We start from the raw sequence: 25,653 nt of genomic DNA, 5'->3' as shown, positions 1-25,653 counted from the left end.
CGAAAGGCACCAGCCTAGGGGCAGGCCCCGGTCTCAGAACGAGGGCGTCCCCGTCCCGGACTTCCGTCCGCGGCCCACGCGTTCCACGAGGAGCCAGCCCGCGAGGGCCAGGACCACCGCGACCGGGGCGGTGATCCGTACCGCGATCAGGGTCGCCGCGTGGCCTTCCAGGAGGCCGCCGAAGCCGACCATCGACAGGCCGAGGATGCCGAAGAGCGCCAGGGTGATGCCGAGCGCGGCGACCGGGCCGCCGCCCGTCGCGGGAGCCGACGCGGGCCGGGCGGACGGGGCGGACGGTGCGGCCCCGGCGACGGGCGGCGCGGGCGGCCGCTCGAAGCGGCGGAAGGCGGCGACGAGCAGGGCCGTGAGGACGGCCGCCGCGGCGACACGGAGGGGGACCTGCGCCCACCAGGCGCCGCTCGCGGGCGCGGGCAGCGTCACGTCGAGCGCGAGGAGGGCGCCGTACACGCCGAGCATCGCGGTCAGGTGCCACAGGAAGGCGGTCATGGCGATCCCGTTGGCGACGACGACCTTGTGCCAGACCCCGGCGCGGGCGACGAACCGGGCGCCCGGGCCCTTGAGCAGCTCGACCGCGCCGACCAGCCAGAGGCCGTGGGCGAGGAGGGCCAGCGTCGGCGGGGCCATGTTGGAGACCTTCTCGCCGGGCATCCCGACCATGGACAGCGGGTACGGCCCGAGGGCGACGAGCCCGGCGGCGGCGAGCAGCCCCGCGCCTGCGAGGACGGAGGGGAGGCGGATCATGCCGTCGGCCCGCAGGAAGCCGAGCTGGTGGATCGCGAGCCAGACGAAGGCGAAGTTCAGGAACTCCACGAACGGCACGTCGAACCCGAACCGCAGCACGTCCACCGCGACCGCTCCGCCCACGAGCGCGCCGAAGGCGCCCCAGCCCCAACGCTCGTGCAGCTTCAGGAGGGGCGGGGTGAAGGCGACCATCGCGAGGTAGATCCCGATGAACCAGAGCGGCTGGGTGACGAGCCGCAGCGCGACCCCGGTCAGCCCGCCGTCCGCACCGAGGAGCTGTATCAGCAGGGCGGCGGCCCCCCACACCGCCACGAACACCATCGTCGGCCGCAGCAGCCGCTGGAGCCTGGCCCGCAGGAAGGCGGGGTAGGCGGGGCGGGAGCGGTGGGCCAGGGCGTGCGAGAACCCGCCGACGAAGAAGAAGACGGGCATGACCTGCAGCGCCCAGGTGGCGATCTGGAGTTCGGGTACGACGGCGAGCAGGTTGCCCACCTGCCCGGTGCCGTCGACGGCCGCCATCAGCCAGTGGCCGAGGACCACGACCCCGAGCGAGGCGACCCGCAGGAGGTCCACGTACCGGTCCCGCGTCGCGGGCGTGGCGGCGGCGAGTTCCCGCGCGCTGACTGCGCTGTTTCCCATACGGGTACGGTCCCGCCCGGCGGCGGGCCCCCGGCAGCGCTCGGATACTCAACTCGGTTCTGAGTACGGGCCGACTGGCCCCAAGTCGTCGGCCACGCGGGCGACCTCCCGGCCACGGCACACGGCCCTCCACCTGACGGTTCGTCATGTTCATGGGTGTTCACGGCTGCCGCACCCGGCACCGTACGACCCGAGCCCCACCACCAGGAGATCCCATGCCCCGGCTCCCACGCCTGGCGGTCGCCGCCACGGCCGCCCTCGCGCTCGCCCTGTTCGCCTCCGCGCCCACCTCCGCCGGAGAGCCGACCGTCACCGATCCGCGCGTCCTCGCCCACTTCGACTTCGCCGCGGGACAGGCCGCGGAGAACATCGTCGTCGCACCCGACGGCTCCGCGTACGTGACCTTCGCCTTCGCGCGGCAGGTCGCCCGCGTCGACAAGAAGGGCGACACCCGGATCCTCGCGACCCTCCCCGCCGTCGAGAACCCGAACACCCCCGTCATCGGGGTGGCCGCCGCCCTGGGCATCACCCGCGCCCACGACGGCACCCTCTATGTCACGTACGCGACCGGGACGAGCGAGAACGGCGTCTGGCGCGTCGACCCCGACGGCGGCGCGCCCGTGCAGATCGCCCAGCTGCCGGCCGACGGGTTCCCGAACGCCCTCGCCCTCGACGAGAAGTGCGGGACCCTCTACGTCGCCGACTCGGTCCGGGGCACCGTGTGGAGCGTCCCGCAGGAGGGCGGTACGCCCACGGCCTGGGCCACCGGGACCGCGCTCCAGCCCGTCGCCCCGCCCGCCGGCGCCGGCGTCGGCGCCAACGGCCTCAAGTTCCACAACGGCGCCGTGTGGGTGTCCAACACCGACCGCCAGACGCTGCTGCGCATCCCCGTACGCGCCGACGAGACCGCCGGCCCGGTGGAGACGCGGGCGACCGGGCTCGCCTGGATCGACGACTTCGGCTTCACCGGGAAGGGGGACACGGTCCTCGCCGCGCTGATCATGACCGACGACGTCGCCCTCGTACGCCCCGACGGGACGCACACGATCGTGCTCACGGAACAGGACGGCCTGTCCAACCCGACATCCGTGGCGGTACGCGGCAAGACCGTCTACGTCACCAGCGCGTCCTTCTTCAAGGAGGTGCCGGACCCGAACCTGCTCCTGGCCACGCTGAAGAAGGGCTAGGGAGTGTCCGGAAAGTATGGTCGTCCGCCCGAAGGGCGGGGCTCGCGAGCCGGGCCAGACTTTCCGGACGCGACCTAGGGCCTCTCGCGGACAGCCCCTGGAGGGCTACAGGACCGTCGCGCCCGGCGCCGGCGACGTGGCCACACGGGCCGTGCGGCAGGTGCCGGAGGCGATCAGGGCGTCGGCGACCGCGCGGGCCGCGTCCTCGTCCTTCACCAGGAAGGCCGTCGTCGGACCTGAGCCCGAGACCAGGGCGGCCAGGGCGCCGGCCGCCGTGCCCGCCTCCAGGGTGGCAGTCAGGGACGGGCGCAGGGAGACGGCCGCCGGCTGGAGGTCGTTCGCCAGGGCGCCGGCCAGGGCGGTCGCGTCGCCGTTCGCCAGGGCGGCAAGGAGCGCCGGAGAGGCGGCCGGTTCGGGGACGGTGACGCCCTCGTTGAGGCGGTCGAACTCGCCGTACACCGCCGGGGTCGAGAGGCCGCCGTCGGCGACGGCGAAGACCCAGTGGAAGCCGCCGCCCACCGGGAGGTCGGTCAGCCGCTCGCCGCGGCCGACGCCGAGCGCCGCCCCGCCGACGAGGCTGAACGGCACGTCGCTGCCGAGCTCGGCGCAGATCTCCAGGAGCTCGGCGCGGGAGCTGTTCAGGCCCCAGAGGGCGTCGCACGCGAGGAGCGCGCCCGCGCCGTCGGCGCTGCCGCCCGCCATGCCGCCGGCCACCGGAATGTCCTTGGCGATGTGGAGGTGGACGTCGGGGGAGATCCCGTGCCGGGCGGCGAGCAGCTCGGCGGCGCGCGCGGCCAGGTTGGTGCGGTCCAGGGGGACCTTGTCCGCGTCCGGCCCCTCGCAGGTGACCGTCAGCTCGGCGGCGGGCACCGCCGTCACCTCGTCGAAGAGGGAGACGGCGAGGAAGACGTTGGCCAGGTCGTGGAAGCCGTCGGAACGCGCCCCGCCGACCGCGAGCTGCACGTTGACCTTGGCGGGCACGCGCACGGTGACACTCGGCGCGCCCGGCCCCGTGCCGATACCCACGCCTACCGCCGTACCGGCACCGAACGCCGTACCGGCACCGACCGCCGAACCCGCACCGGAGCCCGCACGCGAGCCCACGTTCACGCCCTGCTCCGACCCCGGCCCCGTACCCGTCCCCGTACCCGTACCGCTCACGCCTTCGCCTCCGCGATCCTCGCGAACTCCTCGACCGTCAGTGCCTCGCCGCGTGCCTGCGGGGAGATGCCCGCCTTCACGAGGGCCTCCTCCGCCGCCGCGGGCGAGCCCGCCCAGCCGGCGAGGGCGGCGCGCAGGGTCTTGCGGCGCTGTGCGAAGGCCGCGTCGACGACCGCGAAGACCTCCCGCTTGGAGGCGGTCGTCGCGACCGGCTCCGTACGGCGGACCAGCGAGACGAGGCCCGAGTCGACGTTCGGGGCGGGCCAGAAGACGTTGCGGCCGATCGAGCCGGCCCGCTTCACGTCGGCGTACCAGTTCGCCTTCACCGACGGCACGCCGTAGACCTTGTTGCCGGGCTTGGCCGCCAGCCGGTCCGCGACCTCCGCCTGGACCATGACGAGCGTCCGCTCGATCGTCGGGAAGCGGTCGAGCATGTGCAGCAGCACCGGCACGGCCACGTTGTACGGGAGGTTCGCGACGAGCGCCGTCGGCGCGGGGCCCGGCAGCTCCTGGACGTCCATCGCGTCGGAGTGGACCAGCGCGAACCGGTCCTTCTTCCCGGGCAGACGGGCGGCGATCGTCGACGGCAGCGCGGCCGCCAGGATGTCGTCGATCTCGACGGCCGTCACCCGGTCCGCCGCTTCGAGCAGCGCCAGGGTCAGCGAGCCGAGCCCGGGGCCCACCTCCACGACCACGTCGTCGGGGCGCACCTCGGCCGTGCGGACGATCCGCCTGACCGTGTTGGCGTCGATGACGAAGTTCTGGCCCTTCTGCTTCGTGGGGCGCACGCCGAGGGCGGCGGCCAGTTCACGGATGTCGGCGGGGCCGAGCAGGGCGTCGGGGCCTTCGGGGCCGGTGGTGGTGCTCACCGGTACAGCCTACGGCTCACCGGTGGAGCCTTCGGCCGCAGTGCGGCCAGGGACTGGCGCCGCGCTGCACGTACAGCTTCTTCGCCCGGTACGTCTGCTCCGACGCGGTCGCGTTCTGGGCGACTCCGCTGCCGCCGAGCGAGCGCCAGGTGCCGGGGTCGAACTGGTAGAGCCCGCCGTACGTCCCCGAGGGGTCGACCGCGTTCGGCCGGCCGCCGGACTCGCAGGCGGCGAGCGCGCCCCAGTCGAGCCCGTCCGCGCCCGCGACGGAGGTGGGCAGCGGCCGGGTGCCGACCTTCACCTTCTGGCTGACGGGCTCCCGGACCACCTCCTCGCCGGTCTTCCTCGGCTTCTGCCGGACGCCGTTGACGGTCCGCAGGCTGAACGTGACACGGCGCACGCCCTGGACGCCCTGCCGCTCGACGACCTCCGTGCCCGCGAAGAGCTCGGGGTCGCGGGTCCGCTCGACGGCGAACGGGATCGGCTCCTCGCGGATCTCCTGGGTGCCGGTGATCCGCAGGACGGTGATCGTCTGGCCGTCGCGCGGGAAGGAGTCGGGCGGCACGGAGGTGGTGTCCTGGCCGGAGAGGGTGATCCCGGCCTCCTCGACGGCCTCGCGGACGGTGGCGGCGTTGGTGCGCAGGGTCCGCTCGCGGCCGTCGGCGAGGAGGGTGACGGTCCGTTCCGTACGGACGTCGAGGGCGAGGCCCCCGCGGGAGATGGGGGCGGAGCGGGAGACGGAGAGGTACGCGCCCTCGGCCCGTACCCCCAGCTGGCGCAGGGCGGCGTCGACGGTCCTGGCCGTCGTCCACACCTGGCGGCGCTGCCCGTCGAGGGTGAGGGCGACGGGGCGGCCGTAGCGGACGACGACCTCGTCGCCGCTGGCCAGGTCGGCCCCGGGGGCCGGGGCGACGATGTCGTGGGAGCCGACGGCGAGGCCCTGGTCGGCGAGGAGTTCGTCGACGTCGTCGGCGAAGGTGTGCAGGGTCCGGGGGACGCCGTCGACGGAGAGCCGGATCGCCTTGTCGTTGGCGACGAAGGCGCTGGTGCCGCCGGCGAGGAAGGCGACGACCAGGGCCTGCGGGACGATGCGCCGCAGGCCCTCCGCGGGGCCCGACCTGGCCTTGCGGCGGCGGGCGGCGCGCCGGGCCTCGGCGCGGGAGCCCTGGGGCGGGAGGAGGACGGCCTCCTGCGTCGGCTGGTCGTGGACGGGCACGGGCGGGGTCGCCGGCCGCCGCCCGGCTCGGTGACTGCCCTGGGAAGTGCTCACGAGGCCGGGACACTAGCCCCGGCGACGATCACTCTCCAAAACGACCCGGCTACAACACGTAACCGTTATGGATCGGTAATGGAAGCGGCCCGCACGCGGCTCGTACGCGGCTCGTACGCGGCTCGGAAGCGGCTCGGAAGCGGCTCGGAAGCGGCTCGTACGCGGCTCAGTAGTCGAAGGCGCGGGCCGTGTTCACGGCGATCGCCTCGCAGAGCTCCTCCTCCGTGATGCCGCGCACGGCGGCCATCGCGCGGACGGTGACGGGGATGAGGTACGGCGCGTTCGGCCGTCCCCGGTAGGGCGCGGGGGTCAGGAACGGGGCGTCCGTCTCGACCAGGACGAGGTCGAGCGGGGCGACGGCGAGGGCGTCGCGCAGCGGCTGCGCGTTCTTGAAGGTCATGTTGCCCGCGAAGGACATGTAGTAGCCCTTGGCGGCGCAGATCCGGGCCATCTCCGCGTCCCCGGAGTAGCAGTGGAAGACGGTCCGCTCGGGCGCGCCCTCCTCGTCCAGGACGCGCAGGACGTCGTCGTGGGCGTCGCGGTCGTGGATCACGAGCGCCTTGCCGTGGCGCTTGGCGATCTCGATGTGGGCGCGGAAGGAACGCTCCTGGGCGGCCATGCCCTCGGGTCCCGTACGGAAGTGGTCGAGGCCGGTCTCGCCGACGGCGCGGACGTACGGCAGGGCGGCGAGGCGGTCGATCTCGCCGAGCGCGTCGTCCAGGGCCGCGTCCCCGCCCGCCTCGCGGGCGCCCTGGCGCGACCAGCCGTCCGGGTCGCCGAGGACGATCCGGGGCGCCTCGTTGGGGTGGAGGGCGACGGCGGCGTGCACGTTCTCGTGGGCTGCGGCGGTCTCGGCGGCCCACTGGGAGCCCTTGATGTCGCAGCCGACCTGGACGACGGTGGTGACGCCGACGGCGGCGGCCTTGATGAGGGCCTCCTCGACGGTGCCTGACTGCATGTCCAGGTGCGTGTGGGAATCCGCCACCGGGAGCGGGAGCGGCTCGGGCAGCGGCGGCGGGGCGTCCTTCGAACTCATGGCCCGATCGTACGAGGGCCATGAGTCCACGAGCGAAGGCTTACCCGCGGGCCGGGCACGGGCGCGGGCTCACCGGCGCTCACCCGCGCCGCAACGCCGACCCGCCGGAACGCCTGGCCGGAACGCCCAGCCGGCACGTCCACCCGGAACGCCCACCCGCCCGAACGGCTACCCGCGCCGGAACCTCCGCATGATGTCCGACAGGTGCCAGTGGCGGGCTTCCGGCTCCACGTGCACGGGGCCCGGCACGTCACCCGCCGGGGCCGCCCGGCCCACCGGCTCGTCCTCGCGTTCCAGGTCCTGCCCGATCGGCCCCGCCATGCCGATCGGTCCGGCCGGGGTGACGGGTCTGCGCGGCGTCCCGGAGACGTTCGAGACGTTCCGGTGATGGGCCTGTTCCCAGGAGTCCAGGACCGAGGACACCTGACCCGCGCGCATGATGCGGACGACATGTCCGCTGCAGTTCATGCAGGTCGGACTGGACAGCGGTGAGGGGACCCGCTCACCACCGGCCTTGTAGACGATGAATTCCTGGCCGGCGGCGTCGACGTGGTGCTCGATGTCGTACGCCTGCTCCCAGCCGTATCCGCAGCGCATGCAGGCGAAGGCGTACGCCTCATGGGCGACGGGTATGCCGGTGCCGGTGATCTCACTCATGCCAGCTCCTCTCCACTGATCAGTGGACGCCTTTTCGGGCCGGAGCGCATCAGCGCCGGTCGAACAATGGGAGGGTCTTTGGCCTTCCCTTGCTCTCAGGCCTTCAAGGGGCCTGCCGCGCGGGTTTCGCTTTGCTTTTCACGATAGCTCTTTACCGATTCCGGGGCTTCCTACGGCTTTACGGAACCCTGCGCGCTCCCGGCTCCCCGCGCATCCGCGTTCTTCGCCGCGACGACGGCGTCGAAGACCTCGCGCTTGGGCAGACCCGCGTCGGCGGCGACCGCCGCGATGGCCTCCTTGCGTCGCTCGCCCGCCTCCTCGCGCACCCGCACCCTGCGCACCAGCTCCTCGGCGTCGAGCTCGGCGGGGGCGGCCTCGGGGGCGCCCTCGACGACGACGGTGATCTCGCCGCGTACGCCGTCCTTCGCCCACTCGGCCAGTTCGCCGAGGCCGCCGCGCTTGACCTCCTCGTACGTCTTGGTCAGCTCGCGGCAGACGGCGGCCCTGCGGTCGGTGCCGAAAACCTCGGCCATCGCGGCGAGGGTGTCGTCGAGCCGGTGCGGGGCCTCGAAGTAGACGAGGGTGCGGCGCTCGTCGGCGACCTCGCGGAGCCGGCCGAGCCGCTCGCCCGCCTTGCGGGGCAGGAAGCCCTCGAAGCAGAACCGGTCCACGGGCAGCCCGGAGAGGGCGAGCGCGGTCAGGACGGCGGAGGGGCCGGGTACGGCGGTGACCTTGATGTCCTGCTCGACGGCGGCGGCGACGAGCCGGTACCCGGGGTCGGAGACGGACGGCATGCCGGCGTCGGTGACCAGGAGCACCCGCGCGCCGCCGACGAGCGCCTCGACGAGCTCGGGCGTACGGGCGGACTCGTTGCCCTCGAAGTACGAGACGACGCGGCCCGAGGTGTGTACGCCGAGGGCGCGGGTCAGGCCGCGCAGCCGCCGGGTGTCCTCCGCCGCGACGATGTCGGCGGACTCCAGCTCGGCCGCGAGCCGCGGCGGCGCGTCCCCGATGTCCCCGATGGGCGTCCCTGCAAGTACCAGCGTTCCTGTCACAAGGGTCATCCTCGCAGCCCGGACGGGCGACTCGCACAGAAGCGTTCCCTACGATGGCGCGGTGACCAGTACCGCACCCGAGACCCTGCAGGGTCAGCGCGCCGTGGAAGAGCCCCCGTCGTGGCAGCAGCGTCTGCGGCGCTTCGGCTACACGCCCCCAGCGAGAAGCGTGGCGGGGCCTGGTCTGCGCGAGCGTCTCGTACCGCCGTACACGCGCCCCTCGCCGCGGATGTGGTCGCTGCTCGGGCTCTCCGCGGGCGCCGGGGAGCGGGTGTGGCGGCTGGCCGGCTGGGGCGGTCCGCTGCTCGTCGCGCTGGTCGCGGGCGTGCTGCGGTTCTGGAACCTGGGCAAGCCGCACGCGGTGATATTCGACGAGACGTACTACGCCAAGGACTCCTGGGCGCTGATCAACCAGGGGTACGAGGGGGCGTGGCCGAAGGACGTCGACAAGTCGATCCTGGCGAACCCCGACTCGGTCGCGATCCCGACCGACCCGGGCTATGTCGTCCATCCGCCGATGGGCAAGTGGGTCATCGGTCTGGGCGAGAAGATCATCGGCTTCGAGCCGTTCGGCTGGCGGTTCATGGTGGCGCTGCTCGGCACGCTGTCCGTGCTGATGCTCTGCCGGATCGGCAGGCGACTGTTCCGCTCCACGTTCCTGGGATGCCTGGCGGGCCTGCTGCTCGCGGTGGACGGCCTGCACTTCGTGATGAGCCGTACGGCCCTGCTCGACCAGGTCCTGATGTTCTTCGTACTCGCGTCGTTCGCCTGCCTGGTCGTGGACCGGGACTGGGCGAGGCGGCGGCTCGCGGCGGCCCTCCCGGTGGACGAGGAGGGGGTCCTGCGCCCGGACGCGGACGTGGCGGAGACGCTGCGGCTCGGCTGGCGGCCGTGGCGGCTCGCGGCCGGGGTGTCGTTGGGGCTCGCGGCGGCGACGAAGTGGAACGGCCTGTACGTGATGGTCGCCTTCGGGCTCCTGACGGTGCTGTGGGACGTGGGCGGCCGACGGACGGCCGGCGCGGTCCGCCCGTACCTCGCGGTGATCAAGCGCGACCTGGTGCCCGCCTTCGTCTCGGTGGTGCCGGTCGCGATCGTCACGTACCTGGTGACGTGGACGGGCTGGATCGTCACGGACAAGGGCTACTTCCGCAACTGGGCGGCCGAGCAGGACAAGATCAACGGCGGCGGCTTCTGGTCGTTCCTGCCGGACTGGCTGCGCAGCCTGTGGCACTACGAGAGCGAGGTCTACACCTTCCACGTGGGCCTGAACTCGCCGCACACGTACGAGTCCAATCCGTGGAGCTGGATCGTCCTCGGCCGCCCGGTCTCGTACTTCTACGAGTCCCCGGCACCGGGCACGGCGGGCTGCCCGTCGACCGCGAAGGAGAAGTGCGCCCAGGAGGTCCTGGCCCTCGGCACGCCCCTGCTGTGGTGGGCGGCCTGCTTCGCGATCCTGTACATCCTGTGGCGCTGGTTCTTCCGCCGCGACTGGCGGGCGGGCGCGATCGCGTGCGGCATCGCGGCGGGCTGGCTACCGTGGTTCCTCTACCAGGAACGCACGATCTTCCTTTTCTACGCGGTGGTGTTCGTGCCGTTCCTGTGCCTCGCGGTGACGATGATGATCGGCGCGATCATCGGCCCCCCTGGCACCTCGGAAAGGCGCCGCACTTTCGGGGCGGTGGGGGCGGGAGTTCTCGTTCTCCTCATCGTCTGGAATTTCATCTACTTCTGGCCGATCTACACGGGCACATCGATTCCGATGGACCAGTGGCGGAACCGGATGTGGCTGGACACGTGGGTTTAGCGGGGCGGCAGTACGAAGAGGGCGCGGCCGACGGCCGCGCCCTCTTGGTGGTTGTTGGCGGCCAGCGGTGACCATCGGCGGCCCTCAGACGGCCCGGGAAGGCCCGCGCTCCCCGGTACCCGCTGGCGGGGATGGCCGCTTCCGCGGTGTCGGGGTGCGGGAGTCCGTTGGAGAAGGCGGTCACCGCGTTCGCCGAGGGTTCATGGAGGTTCACGACCAACACGGGTCTCGAAGGGATCTTGACCATCACCGGCGACGGACAGTGGTCGGAGACCCGGTTGGGCCTCTCGGGCCGGTGGGAGTACGGCGCCTCCCGCCTCACGGTCACCATGGACGGCGTCGACAGTGAGGGCGCGGAGCCGTACCGCATCCCGTCGGTTCCGGAGCCCACCAAGGAGGCTTGCCTCTGCCTGGCTGGGGTCTCCAAGCCTGCTGGCCTCGCACGTTCACGATGGAGTTTCCGCGCGCTCGGGCACCTCACGGTCGAGCGTCGCCGTGGGCGTGTCCCGGCTGCGGATCAGCTTCCGCGTCTGGAGGCAGCACTCCACGACTCCGCCGATGCCCATGAGGATGTACAGCACACGCGAGAGCAGCAACTGCGCGTCAGCGGCGAGGGAGAGGGCGAGCACACCCAGCAGTAGCGGTCCCCCGGCCTTGCGGAGCCAGAATTCGATCCCGTCCCCCATGTCCCCACCCCTTGCTCCCGCCGCCTGGGGGCGGGAGCAAGAGCGTACGAGGCGCGCGGAACGGTCCTTGACCGGGGTGCTGTGTGCGCCCCGGTCGCGCCACCCTGAGCTGTCGCCAGCCTCGCCCATCGGGTTGCCGCTGATCTTGTGACGCATTGGGGCGACAAGAGCGCTGCTCTACTCGTAGACGGTGGCTGCGTCGAGGGCTCGGGCCATGAACGTCCAGTCTCCGTCGGGCGGAATCTGCTTTCCCGCGTTGCGGTACGCACCGTCGGAGTCGTTCACCCATGCGGCGAGCGCTTCAAGGAAGTCGTCCAGGTTGTCGTTCTCCCACTCGTGGCCACGGGCGCGGAACTCTTTGTGCAGGTCGCGCAGGAAGGCGACCATCTCTTCACGAGTGCGAGGTTCGGGGAGCATGACGAGAACCTAACCGACGTGATCGCACGAACCCAGGGCGACCACGAGATCAGCGACAGAGCTGATTCACCCTGCCTGAGGCTGAGACCGCCGACCAGGATCATCACAGGCAGCCCAACTCGCCCCAGGGGTGGGCACAGCCCATTTCCCGCCTGGCTGAAGCGGCTGGGCGCTCGGCGGGCGCGGCGGTCTCTTCGCCATCCGCCACGCGGGTCCCGGCTTGTCACCTTCCGGCAGTTCGCGGAGAAGTGGGTGGCGACGCACCCGACCGAGGTGAACAGCCGCGAGGTGGCAGAGCGTCGACTGCGCCTGCCCGCGTACCCGCACATCGGGACGCGGCCGCTCTTCTCGTTCCAGCCCGGACACGTCCGCACGTGGCTCGGTGAGCTGGAGACCAGCGTGCCCGCCGCCTCGCACCGCCGGATCGTGTTCGGCACCGTTTCCGCCGCGTTCAGCGCCACCCTGGACGACGGGCTCATCACCAAGACCCCCTGCAAGGCCCGCTCGATCCAGATCCCGTAGGCCAGCCCGACCCGCGTCGTCCCATGGACGGCGAAGCAGGTGTTCGCCGTTCGAGACGCCCTGCCGGGGCACCTGCGCGCGGCCGTCGACGTGGCCGGCGGCTGCGGGCTGCGCCAAGGCGAGGTGTTCGGGCTCTCCGAGGAAGAGTTGGACTACGACGGCGGGTGGCTCTCCGTGGGGCACCAGCTCAAGCGGATCCGCGGGAAGTTCGTCTTCGCTCTGCCCAAGGGTGGCAAGGCGTGACGTGCCGTTGCCCGCCACGGTGAGGGGACCACGTCCGGGTGAGCTACTTCAACGACTTCATGTGGAAGCCCGCTCTCGCGGCCGTGGGCATCATCCCGGAGCCCGAGGAGGTCGAGCGGTACGCATCCGCCCCGGAGCACGGCATGCACGCGCTGAGGCACTTCTACGCCTGCGTGCTCCTGGACGCTGGCGGGAGCATCCGGGCCCTGAGCCAGTACCTCGGCCACGCCGACCCCGGGTTCACGCTCCGGACGTACACCCACCTCATGCCGAGTAGTGAGGGCCGCACCCGGAAGGCGATCGAATGCCTCTACCATCCAACTCGCTGATAGCGCGCCGACAGCCCCTCCAACTGGGCAGTAAGGAGGAGTGGTCTTGAAACGCCAGGATTCGCCACCCCCTCCAAAGCCCTTACCTGCGGTTTTACTTTTTTCCGCCCTGGCGTCGCCACGGGGCGCTATGGTTTTTGCGCCATGGTCAAACCATGACCAAAACCATATTTCGCCAGTGGTCGATGACTGACGCTTGATGAAGCCGATGAACTGCGGTTACCTCGTCCTGCAGCGGCTTCGTGTCTTAGCACTCGGGACCCTGCCCCCGTACGCACGTCGGGCCTGGCTATGGGATGCCGCCCATAGCCAGGCCCGTGCGCGGGGTAGCGTGGGCCCGGCCGAGCATCCGTCGGCCGGGCCCTCTTTCCACCCGACCAGTCGTCCAGTCCCTGCTGCTGCGTCAAATGAAGCGTTCGACGCATCCCGCAATGGCAGTGATCGCCGTAAGGGCCAGCGCCGTCAGTTCGACCCAGTCTCGTAACTGGGCCTTACGGCGCGGCCTCCTCTTCGACCTCTCCATCCGGTTCAACTTCCTCTCTTTCAGACTCCCAACGATGTTGGGGCCTGTCCTATGACAGGCGCTCATGGAGAGAAAGCAGTGAACCCTCGCAACCTACCGCTGCCTCAACTCCGTCCAGGACAAGATCCGTCGTTCGCCACTGTTCGCCACACCCCGCCCCTCGAAAGCGCCACCTTTCGCCCCCGTGACGATCTTGGCCATGCGCTCAGCGCTGTCTCCGGCACGGCCGACTGTCTCTGCACGGCCCAGAGACGGCCCAGGAGCTTCGTCATGGCCTTGGTCGGCAGCTCCGTTGCTGCTCAGGGCCCATCTGCCCGTGATCCGCGAGACTTCATCTACTTCTGGCCGATCTACACGGGCACATCGATTCCGATGGACCAGTGGCGGAATCGGATGTGGCTGGACACGCGGGTGCAGCTACTGGGCAGTTGAGAACTTTTGTCACAATTGCCCGAATCGCTTGACAGGCGTACGGGGCAGACCGAGAACCGCAACCCGGCCGGGCATGCTCCTGGCGGCCACAACAAGTAGACGCCGCGGAAAGCGGCCACACCCACCCCATCAACGAGCCCCTACCGGCGGAGAATCCGCCGGCAGGGGGCTGATCCACGGCTACTCCGACTGCGCCCATCTCACGGCGGTGCCGTAGGCGATGTACAGGCTGGTGGTTGTGCCGACCGCGATGATCGACACACCGAGCACACCGTCGGCGCCGAGCTCGCGCGCCTCCTCCTGCATGCTCACCACCGCTTGCGTCGGGGACTCCCGCCGATATCCCGCGACGACGCCGACAGCGGTGTGCGGATGGGGTGGTGCGGGCACGGTCACGCTGTAGAAGCCGAGGCCGGCTTCGCGGGCGGCCCACTCGCGCTCGTTACGTTCCCGCTGTTCTTTCTTCTCCTGTCGGTTCATCGCGCCATCCTCCCCCGACCCGAACACACGACCGACAGCCGCCCGTGACAATGCCTGGCACGGATGCTTGACTGTGAAACTTCTGGGACTGCTGGGGCTTCTGGGGAGGGGAACCACAGAGATGCGCAGTGGGGTGAAGGTTGCGATCGTCGGCGGAGTCTTCGTCGTCGTGGCGGGCGGGGTCGCCTACGGGGGCTACAACCTCTGGCAGGGCGTCAACGGGGGCGGCGGTGGCGGCATTTCCGCCAGGTCGGAGGAGAAGCTCACCGGGCCCGTCTCCAAGGACGAAGTCACCGACGCGGCCAAGGAGTTCCTGGCCGCGTGGGCGGCCGGTGAGTCCGACCGGGCCGGGCAGTTGACCAACAACCCCGTCGACGCCGGTCCCGTCGTGGCCGACTTCGGCGTGGGCGCCAAGGTCTCCAAGGCCGAGATCGCCGCGGGCACGCCGGTCGGCCCGAAGGTGCCGTTCACGGTGAAGGCGACCATCACGTACGAGGGGCAGTCGAAGCTCTGGACGTACGGCTCCGAACTGACCGTCGTGCGCGGGCTCTCCACCGGGCGGCCGCTCGTCGACTGGCAGCCGGCCGTCATCCACCCGAAGCTCACCAAGGGCGCCACCCTGCACACCGGCGCCGCGAAGACCGGCGAGATCATGGCCGTCGACCGCAAGGGCGACGAGCTGAGCCCGGAGAAGTACCCCTCGCTCGCGCCGATCCTGACCCAGCTACGCGAGAAGTACGGGGCGAAGGTCGGCGGGCAGCCGGGGGTCGAGACCTGGATCGAGTCCGGCGCGCAAGGCTCCCCGAACATCACGCTCGTGACCCATGTGAAGGGCAAGCCGGGGCGCCTGGAGACGACGATCGACGCGCAGGCGCAGGCGGCGGCGGAGCGGGCCGTGAAGCAGTATGGGGAAGGCTCGGTGGTGGCGGTCAAGCCGTCCACCGGCGAGGTACGGGCCGTGGCCAACGCCCCGGCGGCCGGCTTCAACGCGGCGTTCCAGGGCAAGCAGGCCCCCGGCTCGACGTGGAAGATCGTCACGGCGGCGCTGCTCCTGGAGAAGGGCCTCGTGACGGCGAACGGCCCCGCCCCCTGCCCGCCGGACGCCCGCTACTACACCCGTACGTTCCACAACCTCGACAACTTCTCGCTCGGCACCGTCCCGTTCAAGCGCAGCTTCGCCAAGTCCTGCAACACCGCCTTCATCAAGTGGATCGACGAGGTGGACGACGACTCCGCGCTCGGCAAGGAGGCCAGGGACGTCTTCGGGATCGGCATGAACAACTGGAAGACGGGCATCGACTCGTTCGACGGCTCCGTCCCCGAGGAGACCCAGGGCGCGGCGGCGGAGCAGTACATCGGGCAGGGCACCGTGCAGATGAACGCGCTCAACATCGCCTCGATCACCGCCACCGCGAAGTACGGAACCTTCAAGCAGCCGTTCCTGGTGTCGCAGGAGCTCGACGGGCGGCCGTTCGCCAAGGCCGCGCGCTCCCTGTCGCCCTCGGTGTCGAGCCAGTTGCGCGCGATGATGCGGGCGGCGGCGACCGGCGAGGGAACCGGGGCGCGGGCGATGGCCGGGGTCGGCGGCGCCGACAAGGGCGCGAAGACGGGCTCGGCGGAGGTCGACGGCCAGGCCACCTCCAACAGCTGGTTCACCGGCTACTCCGACGACCTCGCGGTCGCGGCCGTCGTCCAGTCCGGCGGCCACGGCGGCGACGCGGCGGGGCAGGTCGTGGCGAGCGTGCTGCGGGCGGGGTGAGCGGCGGGCTGCGGGCGGGGTGAGCGGGCTGCGGGTGGAGTGAGGGTGCTGCGGGGAGTTGCTCGCAGGGGTGGGTCCGCGCCGGGCGAATACATTCGCGTGGCCCGTACACGGAACGCTAGCGTGCCGGGCATGAGCTCTCCCGAATCGCACGCGCACGCCCACGCCCACGCGCACGCGCACCCCCTCTCCGCCGAGGCCCTGAACGAGCTCGGTCTCGACGTCGGGATCCGCCGCTTCCCCGACGAGACCCGTACCGCCGCCCAGGCCGCGGGCGGCGCGCTGGTGGACGTCCGCGAGCGGACCGCGTGACCCCCCTGGTCGTGGCGGCGGTCCTGCTGGCCGCCGTGACGCACGCCGCCTGGAACGCGATGGCCCACACCATCCGCGACCAGCTGCTCTCCTTCACCCTCATATCCGGCGGCGGCGCGCTGATCGGTGGCGCCGCCGCCTTCTTCGTACCGCTGCCGGCGGCCGGGGCGTGGCCGTATCTGAGCGCCTCCGCCGTGCTGCACGTGGGGTACATGGTGCTGCTGATGCGGTCGTTCACGCTGGGCGACTTCGGGCAGATGTATCCGATCGCGCGCGGTACGGCCCCGCTGGCGGTGACCCTCCTCGCGGCGGTCTTCGTCGACGAGATCCCCGGCGGCCGGCAGCTCACCGGGGTCGCGGTCGCCTGCGCGGGCCTGACCGGCCTGGCCCTGTGGGGCATCCGGGGCTCCGGCCGGCGCCCGAACTGGGCGGCCCTGCTCGCGGCGGGGGCGACGGGCCTGGCCATCGCGGGGTACACGGTCGTCGACGGCGTCGGGGTGCGCGCCTCCGGCACCCCGCTCGGCTACATCGCGTGGCTGATGGTCCTGGAGGGCGTGGCCATCCCGGCGTACGCGCTGTGGACCCGGCGCGGCGCCCTGCTCCCCCAGCTCCGCCCGCACGCCGTGCGCGGGCTGTGCGGGGCGGCGCTGTCGGTCTGCGCGTACGGACTCGTCCTCTGGGCCCAGACCAGGGCGCCACTCGCCCCGATCGCGGCCCTGCGGGAGTCCTCGATCATCGTGGGGGCGGCGATCGGCGCGGTGTTCTTCAAGGAGCGGTTCGGGGCGCCGAGGATGGCGGCCGCGGGGCTGATGGTGGTCGGGATCGGACTGATGCTGACGACGGCCTGAGCGGGCTCGTCGTCCGGTCAGGGGCCAGGTCGAGCCGCACCCTGAGCGTGCTCGGCGTCCGGTCAGGGGCGCAGGTCGAGCCGCATCAGGACGCGGGGGTGACCGGCGAGGACCGAGGTGGTGTCGGCGGCGTGGACGAACCCGGCCCGCTCGAAGTTCTTCCGCAGCCCGGCGTACGCCATGGTCAGGTCGACCTTCGCGTCCCCGTTGTCGAGGGGGTACGCCTCGACGGCCGGCGCGCCGTGGGCGCGGGCGAACTCCACGGCGCCGGTGATGAGGGCGTGCGAGATCCCCTGCTTCCGGTGACCGGGGCGGACCCGGACGCACCACAGCGACCAGACCGGCAGGTCGTCGACGTACGGGATCTTCCGGCTGCGCGCGAAGGACGTGTCCGCGCGGGGCGCGACGGCGGCCCACCCGACGGGCTCGTCGCCGTCGTAGGCGATGACCCCCGGAGGTGTCGCGCCTCGGCACAGCTCGGCGACGTACGCGCCGCGCTCCTGCCCGCGCAGCTCGTTGTTGAGCTTGGACGGGATGCGGTAGCTCAGGCACCAGCAGACATTGGCGTCCGGCGACTTCGGGCCGAGCACGGCCCGGACGTCCTCGAATTCCGAGGCCGGACGCACGTCGATGGGCATGGCTCCACGATGTCACGACTTGCGCTTGCCGTGACGTCAACTCCTACGGTCGGGTGCGGGCCGGAGAGACCGGCCGGCGATGGAAGGAAGGACCGGTCATGGCCTGGTCGATCGCGGAGGTGGCCCGGATGTCCGGGGTGACGTCCCGGACGCTGCGGCACTACGACGAGATCGGTCTGCTGCCGCCCGCGTGGATCGGGAGCAACGGGCACCGCTACTACGAGGAGGCGGACCTGCTGCGGCTGCAGCAGATCCTGCTGATGCGGGAGCTGGACCTGGGGCTGCGCGAGGTCCGGGCGGTCCTGGACAGCCGCGCCGACCGGGTGACCGTGCTGCGCGAGCACCACGAGCGGCTGCTGAGCGAGCGGAACCGGCTGGACACGCTGGTACGGACGGTAGGGCGGACCATCGCCGCACTGGAGGACGGAAACGAGGACGAGGACACGATGACGAAGATCAACAGGCCGGAGAACCTCTTCGAGGGCTTCGCGCACTCGGCGGAGGTCGGCGCGGCGCTCGACGCGGAGGTGCGCGAACGGTGGCCGGATGCGTGGGAGGAGGCCCGGCCGGCCAGGGAGTCGATGACGGCGGAGGACCAGGAGCGATGGCAGCGGGAGGTGACGGCGCAGATGGTCCGCTTCGCGGAGCTGATGGCGGCGGGCACCCCGGTCACGGACGCGGTGGTCCAGTCCGAGGTGGACGCCCACTACCAGGCGGTCAGCCGCTTCTGGACGCCGACGGCGGAGGCGTACAAGGGCCTGGCCCGGACGTACGTCGACGACGCGCGCTTCCGCGCGAACTTCGACCGGATCGCGGAGGGCCTGGCGGAGTACCAGTGCGACGCGATGACGGCGTACGCGGACGAGCGCCTGAGCTGACGGCGGTGGCGTAAGGCACCGGCCGAGGGGCTGCAGACCCTCGGCGCGTCTCAGAACTGCCCGAGCACCTCGGCGAAGTGCGTGTTGACGGCCAGCAGCCCACCGTCCACCCGAAGGGTGGTGCCGGTGACCCAGGCGGCGTCGGCGGAGGCGAGGAACGCGACGGCGGCGGCGATGTCCTCGGGGGTCCCGACCCGGCCGAGCGGGTAGACGCGCTCGGCGAGCGCGGCCAGCTGCTCCTGCCGGGACTCCCACCCGCGCGTGGCGATGGTCCCGGGGGTGACCTGGTTGACCCGCACGCCGCGCGGGGCGGCTTCGCCGGCGAGGGTACGGGTGAAGGAGGCGAGACCGGCCTTGGCGGCGCTGTAGGCGTGGTTGCCGAAGTGCGCCTCGGCGTTGACGGACCCGATGTTGACGATCGCCCCCCGGCCCCCGGCGGCGGCGAGCAACGGCATGGCGGCCCGCGCACACCGGACGGCCCCCATGAGGGTCACGTCGAGCTGCTCCCGCCACTCACCGTCGGTGTCGTCCGACCGATCGGGCGCGAAGGCGTTGTTGACGAGCACGTCGAGCCCCCCGAAGACCTCACCGGCGTACGCGACGGCGGCGTCGACGGACTCCGCGTCCCCCACGTCGCACCGCACGACCCGCACGGTCTCCACCCCACCGAAGGCCTCCCGAGCGACGTCCTCATCCACATCGGCCACGACCACTCGAGCCCCCTCGGCCACAAGCCGCCGCACCACCCCGGCCCCGATCCCCCGAGCCCCACCGGTGACAAGCGCCGCGTACCCCTCGAATCTCTCCATGCCCCGATCACAACACCGGTACCACCACAGCACCAGGCATACGACAAGCCCCGGACCTCAGTCGCCGACGGCCCCGACGCCGTCCTCTCCGATCACCAACTCGGCCCACACGACCTTCCCGGGCCCAGACCGATCCGAGACACCCCACTTCGCCGCCAACACATCCACCAACGGAAGCCCCCAGCCTCCCCCGGCACAGTCGCTCGGCAACGCCATCATCGGCCGCTTCTCCGACGCATCGTGCACCTCGATCCGCAGAACGCCGGGCAGCCGGGCGAACCGTGTCTCGATCTCCCGCCCGGGGACGCGTCCGTGCCGAACGGCGTTGGTGAGCAGTTCGGAGAGGACGAGCGAGGCACCTTCCACGACGCATTCCAACCCCCAGCGCTCCAAGGTGCCGGACAGCCGACGCCTGGCCATCGGCACGCTTCTGGGCCCCTGCGCCCAGCGCAGAATCACCGTCTCGCCGTCCATCGGATCCACCTGTGCCGGTTCCATCAGCCACCTCCACCCTATTCCGTAGTCCTAGGACTACGGAGCCCAGGAGAGCGACAATGGCGCACAGCCCCGCGACTGTCAACAGTCCTGGGACTGTGGTTGACTTCCCCCGGCGAGAGGAGCGGATGTGGCACCCAAGTGGCGGGAACTGGCCGACAGGCTGGCCGAGCGCATCAGAAGCGGCGAGTACGCCGCCGGTCAGCGGCTTCCGCACATCCGGGACCTGGTGGAGGCCGGGGAGGGATCGAAGTCCACGGTCCACGCGGCCTACAAGGCCCTGGAGGCCGAAGGCCTGGTGACTTCGTCCCGGGGGCACGGCACTGTCGTGCGGCAGCGTCAGCCGCTCAAGCGGCTCGGTATCGCCCGGTACGACAAGGCGAAGTGGCGGGACGGCGACGAAGTCGCGTTCATCGCCGACCGCGTCGCATCGGGGCGGGCGTACAAGCGTGGAGAGCAGACGCAGAGCGTCAGCCGCGTGCCCGCGACGGCCGTCGTGGCCGCCGCTCACGGGCTGCCCGAGGGCGCCGAGGTGTACGCCCGGGCCCGCCTCGTGAAGGAGGGGGACCAGCCGACGCACACCCTCACCAGCTACTACCGGCCCGAGCACGTCGAAGGCACCCGCCTCGTCGACCCGACACCAGGGCCCGCCGGGCGCGGCGGTGGATTCCGCGTGCTCCACGACGCCGGGTACGAGATCGACCACATGCGCGAGGAGTTGTTCGCGCGGATCGCCGCCCCTGAAGAAACGGCTCTGCTCCAGCTGGCGCCCGGCGAGTGGGTGGTCGAACTCCACCGCACCACGTACACGGCGGACGGGACGGTCGTGGAGTTCGCCATCGGCGTCCACGCGGCCGGCCGCTTCTCCTGGGCGTACGAGTTCAAGGTCCCCGACTCGGCCCGGGAGACGTCGGAGTGATCTCGGCACAGGCCTGGTCCGATGCCCAACTGCTGTGGGACTTCCAACAGATGCACCACACACCACGTCCATGCTCGGTGGGCGTCGGACTGGGCAGCCATGACCTCGGCGTGGCCGATGTGACGGTCGACCTCTACCGGCGCGGCATGATCCCCCTGATCGTCTTCACGGGCGCCACCAGCCGCACCACGCGAGAGCACATGCCGCGAGGCGAGGCGGAGCACTACCGCGAGCGGGCACTGGAATTGGGCGTCCCGGACTCCGCCGTCCTCGTCGAGCCGCGCGCGCGGAACACGGGCGAGAACATCCGCTTCTCGCGCGAACTCCTCGCGGAGCGGGGCGTGGACGTCGCCTCCGTCCTCCTCGTCAGCAAACCGTACGAGGAGCGTCGGGCGTTCGCGACGGCCCGCAGGCTCTGGCCAGAGGTCGAGATCGTCAGCGCCTCCACACCCATGCCCCTGCCGGAGTACGTGGACTCGATCGGCGACGCGCGTCTCGTCCTCGACATGCTCGTCGGTGCCCAGCAGCGCCTGCTGATCTACCCCGAGCAGGGATTCATGATTCACCAGGAGGTCCCCGCCTCCGTCACGACGGCCTACGAACGACTCCGCGCCGCCGGCTTCACAAGCCGACTCGCCCCCCGCCCGTCGTGATACGTTTCCGCCGCCGTGCGTCACCGTGCGAACAGAGGAGGTGAGACCGATCAACGCTTCGACAGGTCGGGACTCCCTCCTCCGCATGGCCTAGGGAGTGCCCGAAAGGCATCCCCGAAAGGTTGAGACGCTATGCGCTTCATCTCTGAGACGTCGGCCGACGGCGTTCGTGAACGACTCTTCACCCTTGGCGAGATTCCCGGTGTGCTGTGGACGCCCGAAGGGGCCGTCGGTGTGCGGCCGTTGGTGTTCGTCGGGCATGGCGGTGGGCAGCACAAGAAGGCGCCCGGGGTTCTGGTCCGGGCTCGGCGGTTCGTCGGGGAGTGTGGGTTCGCCGTGGTGGCGGTCGATGTGCCCGCTCATGGTGACCGGCCGAAGGTCGAGGAGTTCGACCGGATCGTGGCCGAGAACCAGGCGCGTGTGGAGGCCGGTGAGGAGTTGGCTCCGCTGATCGCCGGGTTCCAGGCGCTGGTGGCCCGTCGGACCGTGCCCGAGTGGCGGGCCGTGATCGATGCGGTGCAGGCCGTCGACGAGGTCGGTGCCGGGCCCGTGGGGTACTGGGGGGTCTCGTTGGGCTGTGGGCTCGGCGTGCCGTTCGTCGCCGCCGAGCCTCGCGTCCGTGCGGCCGTCCTGGGTCTCGGCGGGGCTCTGGCCACGGCCGAGGCCGCCGCGCGGATCACCGTCCCCGTCGAGTTCCTCGTGCAGTGGGACGACGAACGCGTACCGCGGGACCAGAGCCTGGCCCTGTTCGACGCCCTCGGCTCCGCCGAGAAGACGCTGCACGCCAACCCCGGCAGGCACGGGGAGATCCCGGGCTTCGAACTCGACAGCGCCGTGCGGTTCTTCGCCCGGCACCTCGGCTAGCACTGGCGCATGCCGGGCGGGGTGCGCCGATCGGCGTACCCCGCCCGGCAACCCCCTAGGAGCCCGTCTGTCCGTCGAGGAGTTCGCGGACGATGTCGAGGTGGCCGTTGTGGCGGGAGGTCTCCTCGATGAGGTGGTGGATCACCCAGCGGAGGTTCACCTGGGTGCCGTTCCGGAAGGGGCGCTTGGCCGTGGCGTCCAGGTCGTGGTCGGCGATCAGGGTGCGGTAGCGGGCGCTCTGGGCCTCGTACTCGGCGAGCAGCTGGGCCAGCGGGAAGTCGACCGCCGTACGCATCTCCGGGTCCGGATCGTCCTCGGTCGCGGCGGCGATCGGGCCCGCGTCCTCCTCGCCCAGGAAGACGACCTGGATCCAGTAGTGCTCGACCCAGCGCAGATGGTTGATCAGTCCGCACAGCGTCATCAGCGGCGAGGTCGGAAGCGGAGCCCTGCGGGCGTCCTCCTCCGACACGCCCTCACACTTGGCGCGCGCCGTGTCACGGGCGTAGTCGAGGAAGGTGGCCAGCTGCATGCGCTCGTCCCAGGAGGGAGGCGTATCGGTTCGTCGAGTCATCGCGGGGAGTCTGACCGAGCCCGCGGGTCGGTGTCGAGCGCATTTCGGGGGCCAGACCTGGGCTCGGGCCCGTCGATCCGCCTGCCCCCTGGTTCCCCCTAGTTCCCCCTGGTTCCCCTTAGTTCCCCCTGGTTCCCCCTAGCATCGGCCTCCATGGGGACGTACATCGACGGGCTGGTCGAGTGCCGTACAGCGAGCGGGGTTTGGGAGATCGAGGTCGATCTGCTCGACTTCGACCTCGGCAAGGCCCGGGACGCCCGCGAGTGCCTGTTCGGCTACGGCGGGAGCCTCGGGGTCGAGCGGCCGCTCTTCGACCGGCGAGGGTGGCCCGAGGACGCCTGCGACGAGGTGCCCAAGGAGTACGGCGAGAACAACCACAGTCACTCGTACGCGACATGGGCCGAGATCGCGGCGGTCGACTGGGACGCACCGCTCTGCGACGGCCCCGACGGGAGCCGTCTGGGCGAGTGGCGACCGGGGCCGGACGGCCGACTCGCCCTGGACGACGTGGTGTGGGCGCCGATCGAGGTGCTCGACGCGGCGGAGAAGCTCTTCGGCGCGGACCTGTTCCCGTCCGAATGGCCGCCCGGCGGCGAGGTCCACCTGAACGGCGCCGTGTACCGCCCGGTCGTCCTCACCGCCGCGATGTTCGTTCCGCCGGACGGCAGTTGGGCCCCTGTGTGGGCGGCGATGCGCGCGCCGGCAGCCGCGTACGGCGACGAGAACGTCCGCCTCGTCGTCTGGTTCGGCTGACGTCCTCGGCCGGTGGTCCTAGGGCCCTGGTCCTCGGGCCCGCGCGTCCAAGATCGTTCGGAGGGTCGATACGGGCCGCGGGGTCGGCGAGGCACCATGCCGTTGGACACCCCCTCCAAGGACCGAAGGACCGAACGGCCCAAGCACCGAAGCACTGGACGGCCGAAGCACCGAAGGAGCGCGCATCATGTCGTACCCCGAAGACCTCGTGTACCCGGAACCCCGCTACGACGGGGACAAGGGCGAGGTGAACGCGACCTTCCGTCCGGCCGGGACCCCGGCGGACATCTCCTCCCCCGGCGGCTCCACCCACTACCTCGCCACCCACGCCTCGACCGGCGGCGAATTCGGCTTCTACAAGGTCGACCTGGCCGCCCGGGCCGCCGGCGCCAAGCCGCACTTCCACAAGGCCATGTCCGAGTCCTTCTACATCCTCTCCGGTGAACTGGAGCTCTACGACGGCGACAAGTGGGTCACGGGCCGCGAGGGCGACTTCCTCTACGTGCCCGTCGGCGGACTGCACGCCTTCAAGAACGTGACCGACGAGCCCACGTCCATGCTCATGCTCTTCTCCCCCGGCGCCCCTCGCGAGGAGTACTTCGAGCAGGTCGCGGAGGTCGCCCAGCGCGGGCCCGAGGAGCTGAAGCGGTTCCGTGTCCGGCACGACAGCTACTTCACGGAGGACTTCGAGGGCGGGGAGTAGTTCTAGGAGACCGGTCGCCGGGCAGGGGCAGGCGGGGCAGGCCACGCGAGCACTGTCCGCGCGGTGACCGTCCGCGCGGTGACCGTCCGCGTGGTGACCGTCCGCGTGGTGACGATCCGCGCGAGGACACTGCTCGCGAGGACGGTCCGCGCGGTGCTGATCCCTTCCCGTGACAATCCGCCCTTCACGCCCCCGCATCCACGCTCGACCTGACCGCCCGGACCAGCGCCTGGGCCCGGGGGTCCGCCGTCACCGTCTTGCGCATGCCGTTCGTGACGTAGCCGAAGGCGATCGACGACTCCGGGTCCGCGAAGCCCAGCGAGCCGCCGCGGCCCGGGTGGCCGAAGGACGTCGGGCCGAAGAGCGGGGAGGCCGGGCCGTGGAGCATGTGGCCCAGGCCGAAGCGGGTGCCGACCATCAGAACGCGGTCGGGGCCCGCGGACTCCTCGGTACGGGCGAGGGTGAGGGTCGCCGGGGCGAAGAGGCGGCGGCCGCCGTCGACCGGGCCGAGGGTCGAGGCGTAGAAGCGGGCCAGCGCGCGGGCCGTGGAGACGCCGCCCGAGCCGGGGAGTTCGGCGGCCCGGTAGACCGGGTCGTTCTCGTCCGGCTTCGGGTCGATCACGCCGAAGGCGCGCCGCGTGAGGGAGTCCGGGTCCCGGTAGGCCTCGGTGACCGAGCGCTTGGGGCGCAGCTTCAGGGCGCCGCTGTCCGGCGGTTCGAGCTCCTCGACCGGGCCGAGGCGGCCGACGCGTCGGGCCTCGTCGGCCGGCAGGCCTATCCAGAGGTCCAGGCCCAGCGGCCGGGCGATCTCCTCGGCGACCCAGCGTCCGATCGTGCGGCCGGTGACCCGGTGGACCAGGCCGGAGAGCAGCCAGCTGAACGTGTGCGCGTGGTAGCCGTGCGCGGTGCCCGGCTCCCAGACCGGCGCCTGCGCGGCGATCGCCGCTTGGGCGACCGCCGGGTCGACGGCCTCCGCGAGGGTCAGCGGTCGGTCCAGGACCGGCACCCCGGCCTGGTGCGCGAGGAGCTGCCGTACGGTCACGCGCTCCTTGCCGGCCGCCTTGAACTCCGGCCAGTACGTGCCGACCGGCGCGTCCAGGTCGAGCTGGCCGCGCTGGTGGAGCAGCAGCGGTACGGCGGCGGCGACGCCCTTGGTCGCCGAGCGGACCACCTGGGCGGTGTCCACGGCCCACGGAACGTCCCCGTCGACGTCACGCGTCCCCGCCCACAGGTCGACGACCTTCACGCCGTCGCGGTAGACGGCTACCGCCGCGCCGCGCTCGCCGCGGTGCTCGAAGTTGCGCAGGAACGCGTCCCTGACCGGCTCGAACCCGGCCGCCACCGTGCCCCGGACGTCCACGTCCCACACTCCCTCGCGC

Annotated in this window: 29 protein-coding genes; 14 read left to right on the top strand and 15 right to left on the bottom strand. The window is 71.6% G+C overall.

What is annotated here, in order from left to right; translation table 11 throughout:
• Positions 1–33 precede the first annotated feature (33 nt).
• Positions 34–1,401 (bottom strand): acyltransferase, encoded by a 1,368-nt coding sequence (locus tag ACGFYP_RS22140; RefSeq protein ID WP_393496098.1) that lies wholly within the window; start codon positions 1,399–1,401, stop codon positions 34–36.
• A gap of 215 nt (positions 1,402–1,616) precedes the next feature.
• Between ACGFYP_RS22140 and ACGFYP_RS22135 the strand changes: the two genes are divergently transcribed.
• Positions 1,617–2,588, top strand: a complete 972-nt coding sequence (locus tag ACGFYP_RS22135; protein ID WP_393496095.1) for an SMP-30/gluconolactonase/LRE family protein — start codon at positions 1,617–1,619, stop codon at positions 2,586–2,588.
• Between the two features lie 105 nt (positions 2,589–2,693).
• Here ACGFYP_RS22135 and ACGFYP_RS22130 read toward each other — a convergent pair whose 3' ends face one another.
• The 6 genes from ACGFYP_RS22130 to rsmI form a co-directional block, all read right to left on the bottom strand.
• Positions 2,694–3,614: a 4-(cytidine 5'-diphospho)-2-C-methyl-D-erythritol kinase gene (locus ACGFYP_RS22130; RefSeq protein ID WP_393496092.1), complete on the bottom strand. Its 921-nt coding sequence runs from the start codon at positions 3,612–3,614 to the stop codon at positions 2,694–2,696.
• 131 nt (positions 3,615–3,745) lie between these two features.
• Positions 3,746–4,618: a 16S rRNA (adenine(1518)-N(6)/adenine(1519)-N(6))-dimethyltransferase RsmA gene (gene rsmA, locus ACGFYP_RS22125; protein WP_361967278.1), complete on the bottom strand. Its 873-nt coding sequence runs from the start codon at positions 4,616–4,618 to the stop codon at positions 3,746–3,748.
• A 16-nt stretch (positions 4,619–4,634) separates the two neighbouring features.
• Positions 4,635–5,888 (bottom strand): ubiquitin-like domain-containing protein, encoded by a 1,254-nt coding sequence (locus tag ACGFYP_RS22120; protein ID WP_393496087.1) that lies wholly within the window; start codon positions 5,886–5,888, stop codon positions 4,635–4,637.
• 166 nt (positions 5,889–6,054) lie between these two features.
• The gene (locus ACGFYP_RS22115) at positions 6,055–6,924 is read right to left on the bottom strand and encodes a TatD family hydrolase (RefSeq protein WP_393496084.1); all 870 of its coding nucleotides are present in this window, start codon (positions 6,922–6,924) and stop codon (positions 6,055–6,057) included.
• A gap of 168 nt (positions 6,925–7,092) precedes the next feature.
• On the bottom strand, positions 7,093–7,581 hold the full coding sequence (locus ACGFYP_RS22110; protein WP_393496081.1) for a hypothetical protein: 489 nt from the start codon (positions 7,579–7,581) through the stop codon (positions 7,093–7,095).
• 170 nt (positions 7,582–7,751) lie between these two features.
• Complete coding sequence (gene rsmI / locus ACGFYP_RS22105; RefSeq protein ID WP_393496077.1) at positions 7,752–8,645, bottom strand: 16S rRNA (cytidine(1402)-2'-O)-methyltransferase; 894 nt, start codon at positions 8,643–8,645, stop codon at positions 7,752–7,754.
• Between the two features lie 52 nt (positions 8,646–8,697).
• Between rsmI and ACGFYP_RS22100 the strand changes: the two genes are divergently transcribed.
• A complete protein-coding gene (locus tag ACGFYP_RS22100) occupies positions 8,698–10,440 on the top strand; it encodes a phospholipid carrier-dependent glycosyltransferase (RefSeq protein WP_361967268.1) in 1,743 nt (580 codons plus the stop codon).
• A gap of 446 nt (positions 10,441–10,886) precedes the next feature.
• On the opposite strand, the gene ACGFYP_RS22095 is transcribed toward ACGFYP_RS22100, so the two are convergent.
• Both ACGFYP_RS22095 and ACGFYP_RS22090 read right to left on the bottom strand, forming a co-directional pair.
• Positions 10,887–11,126 carry a hypothetical protein gene (locus ACGFYP_RS22095; protein ID WP_393496072.1) on the bottom strand — a complete coding sequence of 80 codons (240 nt, stop codon included), beginning with the start codon at positions 11,124–11,126 and terminating at the stop codon, positions 10,887–10,889.
• A 177-nt stretch (positions 11,127–11,303) separates the two neighbouring features.
• Entirely contained in the window at positions 11,304–11,543 is a 240-nt protein-coding gene (locus tag ACGFYP_RS22090; RefSeq protein WP_393496069.1) for a hypothetical protein, read from the bottom strand.
• Between the two features lie 252 nt (positions 11,544–11,795).
• Between ACGFYP_RS22090 and ACGFYP_RS22085 the strand changes: the two genes are divergently transcribed.
• Genes ACGFYP_RS22085 through ACGFYP_RS22075 form a run of 3 tightly spaced genes read left to right on the top strand, consistent with a single transcriptional unit; the run spans position 11,796 to position 12,637 of the window.
• Complete coding sequence (locus ACGFYP_RS22085; RefSeq protein WP_393496066.1) at positions 11,796–12,065, top strand: hypothetical protein; 270 nt, start codon at positions 11,796–11,798, stop codon at positions 12,063–12,065.
• A gap of 39 nt (positions 12,066–12,104) precedes the next feature.
• The gene (locus tag ACGFYP_RS22080) at positions 12,105–12,308 is read left to right on the top strand and encodes a hypothetical protein (RefSeq protein WP_393496063.1); all 204 of its coding nucleotides are present in this window, start codon (positions 12,105–12,107) and stop codon (positions 12,306–12,308) included.
• A 38-nt stretch (positions 12,309–12,346) separates the two neighbouring features.
• Complete coding sequence (locus tag ACGFYP_RS22075) at positions 12,347–12,637, top strand: tyrosine-type recombinase/integrase (protein ID WP_393496061.1); 291 nt, start codon at positions 12,347–12,349, stop codon at positions 12,635–12,637.
• 1,135 nt (positions 12,638–13,772) lie between these two features.
• Here the strand turns inward: ACGFYP_RS22075 and ACGFYP_RS22070 are convergent.
• Complete coding sequence (locus ACGFYP_RS22070; protein WP_393496057.1) at positions 13,773–14,072, bottom strand: heavy metal-binding domain-containing protein; 300 nt, start codon at positions 14,070–14,072, stop codon at positions 13,773–13,775.
• 121 nt (positions 14,073–14,193) lie between these two features.
• Between ACGFYP_RS22070 and ACGFYP_RS22065 the strand changes: the two genes are divergently transcribed.
• The 3 genes from ACGFYP_RS22065 to ACGFYP_RS22055 all read left to right on the top strand — a co-directional run bounded on the left by ACGFYP_RS22065 (position 14,194) and on the right by ACGFYP_RS22055 (position 16,991).
• Entirely contained in the window at positions 14,194–15,831 is a 1,638-nt protein-coding gene (locus tag ACGFYP_RS22065) for a penicillin-binding transpeptidase domain-containing protein (RefSeq protein ID WP_393496054.1), read from the top strand.
• Between the two features lie 132 nt (positions 15,832–15,963).
• Positions 15,964–16,143, top strand: a complete 180-nt coding sequence (locus ACGFYP_RS22060) for a hypothetical protein (protein WP_393496051.1) — start codon at positions 15,964–15,966, stop codon at positions 16,141–16,143.
• On the top strand, positions 16,140–16,991 hold the full coding sequence (locus tag ACGFYP_RS22055; RefSeq protein ID WP_393496048.1) for an EamA family transporter: 852 nt from the start codon (positions 16,140–16,142) through the stop codon (positions 16,989–16,991). The genes ACGFYP_RS22060 and ACGFYP_RS22055 overlap by 4 nt, the downstream gene beginning before the upstream one ends.
• Positions 16,992–17,053: 62 nt before the next feature.
• On the opposite strand, the gene ACGFYP_RS22050 is transcribed toward ACGFYP_RS22055, so the two are convergent.
• Complete coding sequence (locus ACGFYP_RS22050) at positions 17,054–17,629, bottom strand: GNAT family N-acetyltransferase (RefSeq protein ID WP_393496045.1); 576 nt, start codon at positions 17,627–17,629, stop codon at positions 17,054–17,056.
• Between the two features lie 98 nt (positions 17,630–17,727).
• Between ACGFYP_RS22050 and ACGFYP_RS22045 the strand changes: the two genes are divergently transcribed.
• Entirely contained in the window at positions 17,728–18,507 is a 780-nt protein-coding gene (locus ACGFYP_RS22045) for a MerR family transcriptional regulator (RefSeq protein WP_393496042.1), read from the top strand.
• Between the two features lie 50 nt (positions 18,508–18,557).
• Here the strand turns inward: ACGFYP_RS22045 and ACGFYP_RS22040 are convergent, their stop codons facing one another.
• Together ACGFYP_RS22040 and ACGFYP_RS22035 are read right to left on the bottom strand one after the other, a co-directional pair.
• Positions 18,558–19,316 carry an SDR family NAD(P)-dependent oxidoreductase gene (locus tag ACGFYP_RS22040; protein ID WP_393496039.1) on the bottom strand — a complete coding sequence of 253 codons (759 nt, stop codon included), beginning with the start codon at positions 19,314–19,316 and terminating at the stop codon, positions 18,558–18,560.
• A 57-nt stretch (positions 19,317–19,373) separates the two neighbouring features.
• Positions 19,374–19,814, bottom strand: coding sequence for an ATP-binding protein (locus tag ACGFYP_RS22035; RefSeq protein WP_393496035.1), 441 nt, complete (start codon positions 19,812–19,814; stop codon positions 19,374–19,376).
• Between the two features lie 127 nt (positions 19,815–19,941).
• Here ACGFYP_RS22035 and ACGFYP_RS22030 point away from each other — a divergent pair, with 127 nt between their 5' ends.
• From ACGFYP_RS22030 to ACGFYP_RS22020, 3 genes are all read left to right on the top strand, one after another.
• Entirely contained in the window at positions 19,942–20,730 is a 789-nt protein-coding gene (locus tag ACGFYP_RS22030) for a GntR family transcriptional regulator (RefSeq protein ID WP_393496032.1), read from the top strand.
• Positions 20,727–21,383 carry a YdcF family protein gene (locus ACGFYP_RS22025; RefSeq protein WP_393496029.1) on the top strand — a complete coding sequence of 219 codons (657 nt, stop codon included), beginning with the start codon at positions 20,727–20,729 and terminating at the stop codon, positions 21,381–21,383. The genes ACGFYP_RS22030 and ACGFYP_RS22025 overlap by 4 nt, the downstream gene beginning before the upstream one ends.
• A 132-nt stretch (positions 21,384–21,515) precedes the next feature.
• Complete coding sequence (locus tag ACGFYP_RS22020) at positions 21,516–22,247, top strand: dienelactone hydrolase family protein (RefSeq protein WP_393496026.1); 732 nt, start codon at positions 21,516–21,518, stop codon at positions 22,245–22,247.
• A gap of 55 nt (positions 22,248–22,302) precedes the next feature.
• Here the strand turns inward: ACGFYP_RS22020 and ACGFYP_RS22015 are convergent, their stop codons facing one another.
• Positions 22,303–22,818 carry a DinB family protein gene (locus tag ACGFYP_RS22015; RefSeq protein ID WP_393496023.1) on the bottom strand — a complete coding sequence of 172 codons (516 nt, stop codon included), beginning with the start codon at positions 22,816–22,818 and terminating at the stop codon, positions 22,303–22,305.
• A 153-nt stretch (positions 22,819–22,971) separates the two neighbouring features.
• On the opposite strand from ACGFYP_RS22015, the gene ACGFYP_RS22010 reads away from it, so the two are divergent.
• Together ACGFYP_RS22010 and ACGFYP_RS22005 are read left to right on the top strand one after the other, a co-directional pair.
• Entirely contained in the window at positions 22,972–23,571 is a 600-nt protein-coding gene (locus ACGFYP_RS22010) for a hypothetical protein (RefSeq protein WP_393496020.1), read from the top strand.
• Positions 23,572–23,758: 187 nt separating this feature from the next.
• Entirely contained in the window at positions 23,759–24,274 is a 516-nt protein-coding gene (locus tag ACGFYP_RS22005; protein ID WP_361967238.1) for a cupin domain-containing protein, read from the top strand.
• A 184-nt stretch (positions 24,275–24,458) separates the two neighbouring features.
• Here the strand turns inward: ACGFYP_RS22005 and ACGFYP_RS22000 are convergent, their stop codons facing one another.
• A complete protein-coding gene (locus ACGFYP_RS22000; RefSeq protein WP_393496016.1) occupies positions 24,459–25,634 on the bottom strand; it encodes a serine hydrolase domain-containing protein in 1,176 nt (391 codons plus the stop codon).
• Between the last annotated feature and the right edge of the window lie 19 nt (positions 25,635–25,653).

Source organism: Streptomyces sp. NPDC048370, assembly GCF_043200825.1.
In the GTDB taxonomy this organism is placed as follows: domain Bacteria; phylum Actinomycetota; class Actinomycetes; order Streptomycetales; family Streptomycetaceae; genus Streptomyces.
This window is presented reverse-complemented; position numbering and strand designations above follow the sequence as displayed.

Coding starts and splice junctions, on each gene's coding strand:
- ACGFYP_RS22140 (WP_393496098.1), bottom strand. CDS start 1,401: ATGGGAAACAGCGCAGTCAGCGCGCGGGAACTCGCCGCCGCCACGCCC.
- ACGFYP_RS22135 (WP_393496095.1), top strand. CDS start 1,617: ATGCCCCGGCTCCCACGCCTGGCGGTCGCCGCCACGGCCGCCCTCGCG.
- ACGFYP_RS22115 (WP_393496084.1), bottom strand. CDS start 6,924: ATGAGTTCGAAGGACGCCCCGCCGCCGCTGCCCGAGCCGCTCCCGCTC.
- ACGFYP_RS22110 (WP_393496081.1), bottom strand. CDS start 7,581: ATGAGTGAGATCACCGGCACCGGCATACCCGTCGCCCATGAGGCGTAC.
- rsmI (WP_393496077.1), bottom strand. CDS start 8,645: ATGACCCTTGTGACAGGAACGCTGGTACTTGCAGGGACGCCCATCGGG.
- ACGFYP_RS22095 (WP_393496072.1), bottom strand. CDS start 11,126: ATGGGGGACGGGATCGAATTCTGGCTCCGCAAGGCCGGGGGACCGCTA.
- ACGFYP_RS22090 (WP_393496069.1), bottom strand. CDS start 11,543: ATGCTCCCCGAACCTCGCACTCGTGAAGAGATGGTCGCCTTCCTGCGC.
- ACGFYP_RS22070 (WP_393496057.1), bottom strand. CDS start 14,072: ATGAACCGACAGGAGAAGAAAGAACAGCGGGAACGTAACGAGCGCGAG.
- ACGFYP_RS22065 (WP_393496054.1), top strand. CDS start 14,194: ATGCGCAGTGGGGTGAAGGTTGCGATCGTCGGCGGAGTCTTCGTCGTC.
- ACGFYP_RS22060 (WP_393496051.1), top strand. CDS start 15,964: ATGAGCTCTCCCGAATCGCACGCGCACGCCCACGCCCACGCGCACGCG.
- ACGFYP_RS22050 (WP_393496045.1), bottom strand. CDS start 17,629: ATGCCCATCGACGTGCGTCCGGCCTCGGAATTCGAGGACGTCCGGGCC.
- ACGFYP_RS22045 (WP_393496042.1), top strand. CDS start 17,728: ATGGCCTGGTCGATCGCGGAGGTGGCCCGGATGTCCGGGGTGACGTCC.
- ACGFYP_RS22040 (WP_393496039.1), bottom strand. CDS start 19,316: ATGGAGAGATTCGAGGGGTACGCGGCGCTTGTCACCGGTGGGGCTCGG.
- ACGFYP_RS22035 (WP_393496035.1), bottom strand. CDS start 19,814: ATGGAACCGGCACAGGTGGATCCGATGGACGGCGAGACGGTGATTCTG.
- ACGFYP_RS22020 (WP_393496026.1), top strand. CDS start 21,516: ATGCGCTTCATCTCTGAGACGTCGGCCGACGGCGTTCGTGAACGACTC.
- ACGFYP_RS22015 (WP_393496023.1), bottom strand. CDS start 22,818: ATGACTCGACGAACCGATACGCCTCCCTCCTGGGACGAGCGCATGCAG.
- ACGFYP_RS22010 (WP_393496020.1), top strand. CDS start 22,972: ATGGGGACGTACATCGACGGGCTGGTCGAGTGCCGTACAGCGAGCGGG.
- ACGFYP_RS22005 (WP_361967238.1), top strand. CDS start 23,759: ATGTCGTACCCCGAAGACCTCGTGTACCCGGAACCCCGCTACGACGGG.